The sequence below is a fragment of the Thermovirga sp. genome, assembly GCA_012523215.1.
GTDB lineage: Bacteria > Synergistota > Synergistia > Synergistales > Thermovirgaceae > 58-81.
In genome coordinates this window covers 1-12,079 of the sequence record JAAYIZ010000108.1, presented here as the reverse complement: position 1 = coordinate 12,079, position 12,079 = coordinate 1, and the positions used below count along the sequence as shown (strand labels likewise).

11 protein-coding genes are annotated in these 12,079 nt (G+C 60.6%); all 11 read right to left on the bottom strand.

The features are described from left to right. A partial coding sequence (locus GX108_03145) for a recombinase RecJ (GenBank protein NLO56040.1) occupies positions 1-821 on the bottom strand: 821 nt, incomplete at its 3' end. Continuing rightward, positions 818-1,234: a LapA family protein gene (locus tag GX108_03140; GenBank protein ID NLO56039.1), complete on the bottom strand. Its 417-nt coding sequence runs from the start codon at positions 1,232-1,234 to the stop codon at positions 818-820. The genes GX108_03145 and GX108_03140, both read right to left, overlap by 4 nt. Before the next feature lie 45 nt (positions 1,235-1,279). Beyond that, positions 1,280-2,725, bottom strand: a complete 1,446-nt coding sequence (locus GX108_03135; GenBank protein ID NLO56038.1) for a radical SAM protein — start codon at positions 2,723-2,725, stop codon at positions 1,280-1,282. 153 nt (positions 2,726-2,878) lie between these two features. After that, complete coding sequence (secF, locus tag GX108_03130; protein ID NLO56037.1) at positions 2,879-3,757, bottom strand: protein translocase subunit SecF; 879 nt, start codon at positions 3,755-3,757, stop codon at positions 2,879-2,881. Then, positions 3,754-5,169 carry a protein translocase subunit SecD gene (gene secD / locus GX108_03125; GenBank protein ID NLO56036.1) on the bottom strand — a complete coding sequence of 472 codons (1,416 nt, stop codon included), beginning with the start codon at positions 5,167-5,169 and terminating at the stop codon, positions 3,754-3,756. Before secD ends, secF begins: the two co-directional genes overlap by 4 nt. A 172-nt stretch (positions 5,170-5,341) precedes the next feature. Continuing rightward, positions 5,342-5,602: a preprotein translocase subunit YajC gene (gene yajC / locus GX108_03120; protein ID NLO56035.1), complete on the bottom strand. Its 261-nt coding sequence runs from the start codon at positions 5,600-5,602 to the stop codon at positions 5,342-5,344. 139 nt (positions 5,603-5,741) lie between these two features. Next, positions 5,742-6,368, bottom strand: coding sequence for a redox-sensing transcriptional repressor Rex (locus GX108_03115; GenBank protein ID NLO56034.1), 627 nt, complete (start codon positions 6,366-6,368; stop codon positions 5,742-5,744). Positions 6,369-6,416: 48 nt separating this feature from the next. Beyond that, entirely contained in the window at positions 6,417-6,689 is a 273-nt protein-coding gene (locus tag GX108_03110; protein NLO56033.1) for an RNA-binding S4 domain-containing protein, read from the bottom strand. 105 nt (positions 6,690-6,794) lie between these two features. Then, a complete protein-coding gene (rpoD, locus tag GX108_03105) occupies positions 6,795-7,967 on the bottom strand; it encodes an RNA polymerase sigma factor RpoD (GenBank protein NLO56032.1) in 1,173 nt (390 codons plus the stop codon). 4 nt (positions 7,968-7,971) lie between these two features. After that, positions 7,972-9,720: a DNA primase gene (locus GX108_03100; GenBank protein NLO56031.1), complete on the bottom strand. Its 1,749-nt coding sequence runs from the start codon at positions 9,718-9,720 to the stop codon at positions 7,972-7,974. Positions 9,721-9,850: 130 nt separating this feature from the next. Then, entirely contained in the window at positions 9,851-11,812 is a 1,962-nt protein-coding gene (locus GX108_03095; GenBank protein NLO56030.1) for a sodium-translocating pyrophosphatase, read from the bottom strand. Positions 11,813-12,079: the final 267 nt, after the last annotated feature.

Below are 12,079 nucleotides of genomic sequence, written 5' to 3'. Positions count from 1 at the left end.
TCTTCGGGGCGGTGGCCTACCTCGACCACGAGGGCGCCCAAGCCGCGCCTTTCGGTTCGACGAAGGGCTTCGATCCCCCTGGAGGAGATGGAGCGGTTCAGCCTTCCCAGGGGCACATGGTCAGCTAGGGTCGCTATGGCGACGAGGTCCATCCTGGTGTCGATCCATCCCCGGGGAACGATCCCCTCGCGCCTTGCCCAGGCCCATAGCACGCCCGTGGCGCAGAGGGTCTGGGCCTCGCCGGAGCCTCCCGCATGAGGGTTGACCACGAGGGCACCCGGGGGCAATGTCTCACCGGGCAGGTGATGGTCGAACAGGATCACCGGGATGCCTGCATGCTTGGCGACGGCGAGGGCCTCGATATCCCTGGTCCCGCAGTCTACGGCGATCAGAAGGTCACAGCCACTTCGGGCTATCGCCCTTACAACCTTCTCATGGACCCCGTAACCCTCGCTGTGCCTTTGGGGGATGAAGTACCTGGCCTGGCGGAACGAGACAAGGGCCAACTCCATGGCAAGAGCCGTGGCGCATGCTCCGTCGGCATCGTAATCCCCGTAGACGACAACTCTTTCGGCCCCCCTGAGGCTCCTCCAGAGGTCCGCCGCGGCGGTCGAGGAGGGGCCCAGGTCCAGGCCGGCCATCGAATCGTCGAGGCCCGGGTCGAGCTGCGCCCGGGCCTCGCAGGGGTTATCCTCCGAGAACCCTCTCATCCTCAGCAGGAGGGCCGTCAGGGGTGAACAGGGCACTCTCTCGGCGAGGATCCTGGCGTGATCGTCCACCTCCCGGACCGTCAGACGGGAGAGGGGTATTTCCCCTATCACTGTCCTTCCTGTTCTACTTCGTCTTCCATCGTCGGCTCTTCCGTAGCCGGTTCTTCCTTCGCCGGCTCTTCCGCGGGGATCCCGGAATATTCCGCCCGGATCTCCGGTTCACGCAAAGGGCCGCTGTGCTTTATGGCTTCCATCAGCGAGGTCTTTTCATGTTCAAGATCCCTTATCCTGGCGTCCTTTTCCTTTATCTGCCGGACATACTTCGACCTGCCCTCCATGGACGCGAAGAGCGAGACGAGCCACATCAGCACCCCCCCCGCCGCGAAGAGCATCACTTCCCAGATGCCCTGCGGGAAGGACAACTCCCACACCAGGAACTTGACCAGGACCTCTCCGGTATTCTGAAAAGCGTATACCGCCGCCACCAACATTGCCATGGCAACGGCAAGGGCGTAACTTTTCATCTCCTCACCCCTTTTGGGAATCGGGTCTTCACTGTCATGACTAGATTATCCTGTTCTCTGCTCCGTTGGCAATCTTTTGTTGATACGTCCCTGGGGGTGGAGCTTGTCCTCTCTTTCCAGGCTCTTGAGGTACTTCCGCCGGCCCCCTTCTTCCCAGAGGGGGTCGAACAACTCGTGGATCTTTCCCGAATAATCGTCCAGGCCTTCCGATAGTTCCGTGAGAATACGCTCCGAACCCTGGTGGGTCGCCCGCGCCCCGTGGGCTTTTACCACTTCCCTCAGAACATGGGGGTGATCGATCACTATGCAGGGACAGAGGAGGTTGTCGTCGTCGTAGGGCTGTCTATCCCTTATATCCTGGAAGAAGGGACTCTGGATCACTTCGAGGAGGCTCTTGTCGTTTATGTTGTCCACGGCGAAATGGACGAAGACACAGGGCTCCACGTCCCCGTTGGAGATGACATGGAGGTATCGTTCACCCCCGGCCATGCACCCGTCCACGAAGGGGCCGTCGTTCCAGAAGTCCCCGAGGAAAAGCGGGTACTTTTGCCTCCACTCGGTGACCTTCCGGTGAAGGGCCGCCCTCTGCCGGGGGGTGGCCATGTATCCCAGGTCGGGATCGTCGCCGGTGGGGATGTACTGGAAGAACCATCCGATCTTACAGCCTCGGTCGAGCATTTTTTCCAGGAACGCGTCGGAGGCTATGTAATCGGCACTCGACCTGGTGCAGGTGGCGCTGAAGCCAAAGAGCAACCCCGCCTCGGAGAGCCTGTCGAAGGTCTCCATCACCTTGTCATACATGCCGCGGCCCCTCCTCGCGTCGGTCTCCTCCCGGGAACCCTCGACGGAGACCATGGGGGCCACGTTCCCCAGCTTCGCCAGTCGTCCCACGGTAGCGTCGTCCAGGAGCGTCCCATTGGTGTAGACCTGGAAGTAACAGTCATCATGCTTCTTCCACAGGTCCACCAGGTCGGGCCTGACGAAACATTCTCCGCCCGAGAAGGTGAAGAAGTACATGCCCAATTCCTTGGCCTCCCCGATCAGCCGGTCGATTCTCTCGGAGGGCATGTCGTCTTCCTTGGAGTATCCCGCGGCGTAGCATCCCCTGCATCTCAGGTTACACCTCATGGTGGGGCTTATTACCATGAAATTGGGCAGGTGGACGCCCAGCTCCACCTCCTTCCTGTCCCTGACATCCCTGCCCACGAGCAGGAAGTTGACGAAGAAGTTGCTGATCGCCTTGCGCCTGCAGTTGGGGTGAAGATCGGTAAAGATCCTCTTGAAGACCCTGGTAGCCGGGTGATCTTCCCGCGCCATCCTCGCCAGATCGTGGAAACTCTCCTTGTAATACCGCGCAGGCGACAGCCTTGAAAGGAGCTCGAAGAGATCCACAAGTTTGCCCTCGTCGCCGGAAGTGGATGTTTGCACGATCTTTTCAAGCAACCTGGAGGAGACGTAACCCTTCAGGCGGTTAAAAGAGGTGGCAGACATGGTTATCCCTCCCTCTCGCGAATATCTGCACCCTTGCGCTCTTTCACCGTAATATAGATCACTTTCGTAAATATTATACCTTCCGCCGGCATCAGTCAAAAAAGCGGAGGAGGCCGATCAAGGCCTCCTCCGCCACGCTTCGGATCCGCTGGTTCACGCCTTCTCGGGCGACCTCAGGTACCATTCACCGAGGATGGCCCCGGCGATACAGACGGAACTGTAGGTACCGACCACTATACCGATGAGCAGGGCCAGGGCGAAGTTGGCGATGACCGGACCACCCCAGAGGTAAAGGGTAAGGACGGGTAAAAGGGTGGTAAGGGAGGTATTGATGGTCCTGGAGAGCGTCTCGTTGATGGATTCGTTCACGAGGGTGACCATTCCCTTTTGCCGGAGCCCCCTCCAGTTCTCCCTGACGCGGTCGAAGACCACGATCGTATCGTTGAGAGAGTAGCCCACGATGGTCAGGATGGCGGCGATGAAGGGCAGGGACACTTCCCTCCCGAACAGCGCGAAGGCCCCCAGGGTTATTATCGTATCGTGGACCAGGGCGGCCACGCTCACCACGGCGAAACGGAACCGGAACCGGACCGTGATATAGACCAGTATCCCCCCGAGGGCGATGACGAGGGCCACGGCCGCTTGTTGCCTGAGTTTCTCTCCCGCAACGGGTCCCACCTTTTCGAGCCGGAGCACCTCGACCTCTCCGAACCTCGAGCGGAGCGCCGAGAGGACCTCCTGGGCCGTCCTGTCGTCGTGGGAACTCATCCTCACGAGGACCCCGATATCGCTGTAAGCCTGGATGACGGCCTGGTCCTCGCCCGCATCGGTGAGGACCTCGCGCACCTCGGCCACCCCGACGGGATGGGAGAATTCAACCTGGGCCAGGTTGCCCCCGGTGAAGTCAATGCCCAAGTTCAACCCCTTGAAGCCGAGCAAACCCAGGCTGACGACCACCATGGCAAGGCTAAGGGAAAGGGTGACCTTCCTGAAACCCATGAAATCGATGTTTTTCCTGATCTTGAATATCATCGTCTTTTCCCCCTTGCTCCCGACGGGGCCGCTTCCATCTTTCCGCGTCCCCTCGACTGGAAAAGATGCAGAAGTGCCCTGGTGACGACGACAGCGCTGAAGACACCGGCGACTATACCTATCGACAGGGTGACGGCAAAGCCCCTCACCGGGCCGGTTCCGAAGTAAAACAGCACCGCCGCCGCGATAAGGGTCGTTATATTGGCGTCAAGGATGGTCGTCAGGGCCTTGCGGAACCCGGATTCAACGGCGGCTTGCGGAGTTTTGCCACCGGCGATCTCTTCCTTCATCCTTTCGTAGATCAGTATGTTGCCGTCCACGGCCATTCCCAGGGTCAGAATGATGCCCGCGATGCCGGGCAGTGTAAGGGTGGCCCTGAAACCGATCAGGCCCGCGAAGACCAGCAGCATGCAGACCACCAGGGCTGCGTTGGCCGCAAGACCGAGGGTCCGGTAATAAAGGAACATGAAGATCAGTACGAGGACGGCCCCTATCAGGCCGGCCCTTATCCCGGAGTTTATCGAGTCCGATCCCAGGGTCGGCCCTACCGAGCGGTTCTCCAGGATCTCCACCGCCACCGGAAGGGCGCCTGCCCTGAGCATAATGGCCAGCCGTTGCGCCTCCGCCGTGGAGAAGCGCCCGGAGATCTGGGCGTTGCCCCCGCTGATGCGTTCCTGGACCACCGGCGCCGAGATGACCTTGTTGTCGAGGCAGATGGCAATCGGGCGACCCACATTGGCCGCCGTGGCCTCGTCGAAAAGTTTGGCCCCCTGGGAGCTGAACTTCAGGGTCACCACGGGGCGCCCCAGGTTGTCAAAACTGGTCCTGGCGTCTTCCAGGTCCTTGCCGCCCACATAGGCTTGGCCAAGCAGGTAAGCCTCGCGTTCCTCGCTCCTGGCCAAAACCTTGTCCGGGTCCTTTTCGGCCTTGAGGCGCATCTCGTCGGCGGCACGGTCAAATTGCCCCCGGACCGCTTCCCACCTGGCCTGCGCCTCCAGGAACTCCTCCTCGGAGTCGTAGTTGGGCCTTTGGGGCCCCGGGGGAACTGTCCCCGTGGACTCATAGACGTGCCTGAACTCGAGCAGCGCCGTCTTACCGATGAGCTCCAGGGCCGCCTCGGGATCGGCCACCCCCGGGAGGTCGACGATGACCCTGTCCTTCCCCTCCCTCTGGATCACCGGTTCGGTGACCCCGTACTGGTCTATCCTGTTCCGCAGGACCGCGAGAAGACGTTCGACGCTGTCATCGGTCAGCGGGTTCTCGGCGGTGCCCCGGGCCTGAAGCAAAATATGGGCCCCTCCCTTGAGATCCAGCCCCAGGCGGATCCTCCCCCTTACGGGAAAGACGAAGAGCAGGGCGGCCACAACCACCACCACGACAAGGATAAGCCGCCAACGATCCTTTTTGAGCATATGCCTTCCTCCCCTGTTGAAAACCTCGTTTACCTGCGAGGGGGCTCCTTAAGACCCGCCTCTGCGACCGGACCTTTCATAAAAAACGGAGCGGACGCCCGGCATCCACTCCGAAGGAAGCCACCGACCGGCCCTCTATTGATGACGAAGACCGCTCCCACCCGGACGGAGACTAACCGGCAGGGTGTTCATCCTGCTTTTTCATCTGGATGGAACCCTTGAGGACCCTCGCCTTGACCCCGTCGGCGATCTCGACGATGAAGCTGTCGTCCTTTACATCCCTCACCGTACCGTAGAAACCCCCGGCGGTGACGATCATATCCCCGTTGCGTATCGAGGCCAACATATCCTCGTGCTTGCGCTGACGCTTTTTCTGGGGCCTGATGATCAGGAAATAAAAGATTACGATGAATACTCCAAGTGGCAGGAGCATGCTCACAAGTCCACCCTGTACCTGCAACAGCCACGCCTCCCTCTCCATGCTCGTTCTTTGAGGATCATTTTAGCACTGAACATTTTATCATGACCTGAAAGCAATCGGAACACTCCCGGGCTTCCGCCCAAACATACCTTCAGGCCATCCGGCCCTTCAGGAAAAAGAGCAGTTTCTCCAGTTCGACCGATATGTCCACCCTGTAGACCAAGACATCCTCCGGAACGGATATCGCGGTCGTGGCGAAGGTGAGGATCCCCTTGACGGTGCCGGCGGCCACGGCCTTGTCGGCCGAGACCTGGGCTGCGGCGGCAGGTATGGTGAGGATCACGACCTCGATCTCCTTCTCGCGGATGATCTCCGTCATTTCCTCGAAATCATGGCAAGGGACATTGCAGATCACCTGGCCTATCTTGGAAGGATCGTTGTCGAAAAGGGCCTCGATCCTGAACTTTTCGCTCCTCAGCGCCTTGTGGCCGAGCAGGGCTTCTCCAAGCCTCCCCACCCCCACCAGGGCGATCTTCCAGACCCTGTCGGGCGAAAGGATATCGCTGACATGCCTGTAGAGGCGTTCCACGTGGTAGCCTACGCCCCGCTTGCCGATCTCACCGAAGTAGGACAGGTCCTTTCTCACCTGGCTCGCCTTGAGGCCCAGCATTTCACCTATCTCCTGGGAGGAGACCACCCTGCGTTCCTCGTTGTGGAGTTGCAAAAGAAGCCTGTAATAAAGCACCAGGCGCTCAACGGTCGGTTCCGCTACCCTCATCGTCCCTGCCTCCTCGAAAATGGATCACGGGATGACTTGACAATTATTTCACCAGGGTTCCTGGTCATCGGTCACTTGCCTCTGTCCGATAAGTTCGAAAGCCTCCCCGCCCCGCTTCAGATGGGATTCGTCCACGGAAGTGACCTTGAGGGTCAGAACTTTCCTCGGGAAAGCCACCTCGACGACATCGCCCGGTTTCAACCCCTTGGAAGGGCGCACCTGGGCGCCTCCCACTCTCCCCGCGCCATGGGTTATCATCTCTTGGGCGTAACTCCTTCTCTTGACGACGCGGGACAGTTTCAAGAAACGGTCTATCCGCAAAGCAAGGACCTCCATTATGGACATCATCCGTGAATATTATAACAAATGATTTGAATCATTGCTCGAATAACGAAAAGCCCTGATCAGAGAGGCAGGGTCGGGTCCTCAATCAAGAAAATCTCTCAATTTTTTGCTCCTGCTGGGGTGCCTGAGCTTCCGCAGGGCCTTGGCCTCGATCTGCCTTATCCTCTCACGGGTCACGCCAAAGCGCTTGCCCACCTCCTCGAGCGTGTAGGGGTGGCCGTCCTCCAGGCCGAACCTCAGCCGGAGCACTTCCTTTACCCTTTCAGTCAGCTCTTCGAGCATCCCCTCCAGTTGTTCCCTCAACAACTGGACCGCGGCGGCGTCCTCGGGGCTGGGAAGGTTCTTGTCCTCGATGAAGTCGCTCAGCTGGCTATCTTCTTCCTCGCCGATGGGAGTCTCCAGCGAGACCGGCTCCTGGGCTATCCTCTGAATCTCCTCGACCCTTTCCGAGCCGATGGCCATCTCCGCGGCGATCTCCTCCGCGGTGGGTTCTCGCCCGAGTCTCTGGACCAGCTGCCTGGAGATCCTGATGAGCCTGTTGATGGTCTCCACCATGTGGACCGGTATCCTGATCGTCCTGGCCTGGTCGGCTATGGCCCTGGTTATGGCCTGGCGGATCCACCACGTCGCGTAGGTACTGAATTTGAAACCCTTACGGTAGTCGAACTTCTCCACGGCGCGGATGAGGCCCAGGTTGCCCTCCTGGATGAGGTCCAAAAACAGCATGCCTCTGCCGATGTATTTCTTCGCTATGCTGACCACGAGCCTCAGGTTGGCCTCCACCAGGTGGCTCTTTCCCGCGGGGTCTCCGGCCTCGACCAGCTTGGCCAACGCCACCTCTTCTTCGGCTTTGAGCAGGGATATCTTCCCGATCTCCCTCAAGTACATCCTGACGGGGTCCGAGAGAGGCAAATCCTCCAGTACGCCCATCTCCTCGCTGTACTCGGCCGCCGGGGGAGACGAGGTGTCGTCGCGAGGCTCGCTCTTGGCCTTCTCGGTCTCCACCAGGTCTATCCCCAGTTCGTTGAGGTTGAAGTAAAGACTATCCAGGGTCTCTTCGTTCATCATCTCCCCTGGTATATGCTTCTCAATGTCGTCGTAGGTCACGAAACCCTTTTCCCGCCCCAGGTGGAGCAGCTCCTTGAAGCTCTCTATGTACTTAGCCACTTCCCTCGGCGACACAACGGCCTCTTCAGCAGTATCGACTGTATCGAGGCTTTCGAGCTCTTCCGGGGCCTTCTTAACGTCGGTCATGTCTTTAACGGTCCCTCCTTTTGAGCTTTCTGGCAAGTTCAAAGTATTCCTTCATCTCTTCGGGGGAGGCCTTGCCCCTGGCATGTTTTTCCGTGAGGGCGTCAAACCTGTCCTTTGACCTCTTCGACTCGAGGGCTGAAAGGACGATATCCCACATGTCCTCCCTCTCACCGTTCCTGACGCAGTGCCCCCACCCCGTCGAAATGAGCCTCATGGGATAGTCGTCACCGGCTTTGGCCCATCTCGCCCTCAACTCGCCGGTGCCGTCACCCGAGAGGATCGACAGGGCCACGGCCTTGGTTCCCTCCTCGGAAAGGAGCGACAGGACGTAAGCAGGCTCCACCTTGGCCCTCTTCCTCTCATCGGTCCAGAGGAGGTAGCAAAGGGCGGCCTCCCATGGGTCCGAGGGCTTGACTCCCCGGGGGATATCCCTCTCCCCATATATATATACGCTCTCCGGGCCCGAAATACCTTTTTTCCCGCCCCGGCCGGCAGACCTCCGGGCGCTTCTGAGGAGGTCGACCATCTCCGGCAACAGCAGTCCCAGGCCCTGGGCCACCTGTGATATATGCCTGTTCGCCTCCAGCGGGGGGAGTTCGGCCAGGCTCTCGATGATCTCTCTCCTGGCGGCGGTCCTTCGCGTTTCGTCCGACAACGCCTCGCTCTTGGCCCTGATATGAAAAAGGGGAAGCGGTTCGGCCCTGCCGATCAGCCCCAGGAAACGATCCTGCCCTTCGTTACCGCTGACGACATCGTCGGGGTCCTTGCCCTCGGGGAGGACCACCACCCTGATGTCAAGACCGCTCTTCTGGAGGGTGTACATCTCCCTGATCGTCGCTTCCTGGCCGGCCGTGTCGGAATCGTAACAGATGAGGCACTGGTCGGCGAACCTCTTGAGAAGGTCGGCCTGCTCCTCGGCCAGGGCGGTCCCCAGGGAGGCGACCGTCTCGGAAAAACCGGCCATGTGCAGTTTGATGGCGTCCATGTAGCCCTCGACGAGGATGGAACGGCCCTTCTCACGGATCGACGACCTTGCGGCGTTCAGGAGGTAGAGAGTTTTCCTTTTGCTGTAGAGTTCGCTCTCGGGGCTGTTGATGTACTTGGCGCCCTCGCCGTCCACGAGGCGTCCACCGAAGGCGACGAGCCTCCCCTGGATGTCCCTGATGGAGAAGATGATCCGGCCCCTGAACCGGTCATAGGTACGCCCCCCGCTCCCGGCCAGGAGCCCGGCGGCCATGGCATCCCCGGCCGGGATACCGCGGGCCTCGAGTTCCCTCCTGAGCATGTCCCAGGAGGCCGGTGCCCAGCCCATTTCGAAGGCTGCGGCATCGGCGGAGCCTATGCCCCTCCTGTCGAGGTACTTCCTGGCGCTCTCCCCTTCCGGACCCGTGAGGGATCTGCGGAAAAAGGCCAGGGCGGCTTCCATGGCGCCCGCCACGCCTTTGGACCGTCCCGGGCGTCCATCGAAGCGTTCAAGGGTCACACCCGCCCTGTCGGCCAGCATGGCGAGAGCCTCGGGGAAGGTCATCCCCTCCCTTTCCATCACAAAGGAAAACAGGTCACCGCCGCGGCCGCAGCCGAAGCAGTGATAGGTCTGGCGTTCCGAGGAGACAAAAAATGATGGCGTTTTTTCCGAATGGAAGGGGCATAGCCCCCGGAAACTTCTTCCAGCCCTTCTCAGTTGCACCGACTCGCCGATCAGTTCGACGATGTCGATCCTGTCCTTTATCGTTCTGACGGCGTCCTGATCCAAAGCGGCACCACCTTCCATCCACGTATGGCCCCTGCCGACAGGTCGGGGGAGGGCTTCCGGTCGCCCTCCCCCGCCGTTATCGAGCCTTGTCTGCTTTTTTACGGTCCCCGCTAGGCGCGAAGGGCGACCTTTAAATGAACAACGGGGCCAGAACCAACGCTACCACCGACATCAGCTTGATAAGGATGTTGAGGCTGGGGCCGGCGGTGTCCTTGAAGGGGTCCCCGACGGTATCGCCTACGACGGCCGCCTCGTGAGGTTCTGAGCCCTTGCCCCCGAGGTTGCCCTCCTCGATGTACTTCTTGGCGTTGTCCCAGGCCCCGCCCGCGTTGGACATGAAGATGGCCATCATGACGCCCGTGATGATGGCCCCGCCCAGGAGTCCGCCCAGGGCCTCGGCCCCGAGGACCAGGCCAACGACAACCGGGCTGATCACGGCAAGGGACCCGGGAACGATCATCTCCTTCAGGGAGGCCCCGGTGGATATCTCGATGCAGCGCTCGTACTCGGGCCGGCCCTCACCCTCCATTATGCCGGGTATCTCCCGGAACTGGCGGCGCACCTCGTCGATCATCTGGGAAGCGGCCCGACCGACGGCCTGGATCGTCATGGCGCTGAAGATGAAGGGGAGCATGCCCCCTATGAACAGGCCTACCATGACCCTGGGGTTGTTGATATCGATGACCTCAAGACCCACAGCGGTGGCGTAGGCAGCAAAGAGCGCCAGCGCGGTGAGGGCGGCCGAACCGATGGCCAACCCCTTACCTATGGCCGCGGTGGTGTTGCCCACCGCATCGAGCCGGTCGGTTATCTTGCGGACCTGGGGGGGCATGTGGCTCATCTCGGCTATGCCGCCGGCGTTGTCGGCGATAGGACCGTAAGCGTCGACACTGAGGGTCATCCCGGTGATGGAGAGCATGCCGACGGCCGCGCAGGCGATGCCGTAGAGCCCCCCGAACCTGACGCCCACGAGGATGGAACCGCAGAGCATCAGGACGGGGACGGCGGTGGACTTCATGCCCACGCCGAGGCCGGCCAGGATATTAGTCGCCGTCCCCGTGATGGAAGCCTGGGCTATGCCCTTCACAGGGGGATAACCCGAGGAGGTATAGTACTCCGTCACGATGCCGATGAGGACGCCGACGGCCACTCCGGACAGGACGGCCCAAAAGATGGTGATGTCGCCGAAGACGGCCCTGGTCATGAAGTAGGAACCGACTATCATGAAGGCTCCCGTCACGAGCGTCCCAATCCTGAGGGCCAGTTGGGGGTCTCCCCCCTCGCGGACCCTGACGAAAAAGGTCCCCAGCACTGCCGAGACGATGCCCAGGGAGGCCAGGAGCAACGGGTAGATGACGCCCGTGTCGCCGAAGGCCACCAATCCAATGGCCATGGCCGCAATGATGGAGTTCACGTAGGATTCGAAAAGATCGGCGCCCATGCCGGCGATATCGCCCACGTTGTCGCCCACATTATCGGCTATGACAGCCGGGTTTCTCGGGTCATCCTCGGGGATGCCCGCCTCGACCTTGCCCACCAAGTCGGCCCCCACGTCGGCGGCCTTGGTGTATATGCCGCCGCCGACCCTTGCGAAGAGGGCTATGGAACTGGCCCCGAAGCCAAAACCGGTGATGATGTTGGGATCCTTGAAGAACCAGTAGCAGATGATGATGCCGATTATCCCGATGCCGACGACGGACATGCCCATGACGGTCCCGCCGGTGAAGGCTATCCTGAGGGCCGGGTTCATGCCCTGCCCGGCGGCGAAGGCCGTCTTGCCGTTGGCCCTGGTGGCCACCCTCATGCCCACCAGTCCCGCCAGGCCGCTGCAGAAAGCCCCGAGCAGGAAGGAAACGGCCATGGGGTAGCCGATCTTCAGCCAGAGTATCGCGCCGACGACCACGACGAAGGGGACCAGGGCCCTGTACTCCCTGGAGAGGAAAGCCATGGAACCCCTCTGTATGATATCGGACAGTTCATTCACCCGTTCATTGGTGACCTCGAAAGATTTGATGCGCCCCGACGAAAACAGGGCGAAGGCGAGGGCGAGCAACCCGGCCCCTCCGGATATCCAGACTATCTGTGCCAACATTCAAGGAACCTCCCTGCGTAATATGAAGTCTTGAAGGACAAAAACCGGCCTGCCGCCCGGGGGGGCGTCAGGACAAAACCATTCCCCGTCCCCCTTGGGGGACGGGCGAACATCATTATAGACAGCCCTGCGCTTTACCGCAAGAACACTTCCTTAGGGGTTCCTTCAGGGGAGAGTCCTGATATGAACGCTCACCCCGTCTTCGGGGTCGAAATCGCCCTTCAGCGACTTCAGCATCCCCGAGACACCGCCGGCGATGAACTCCCC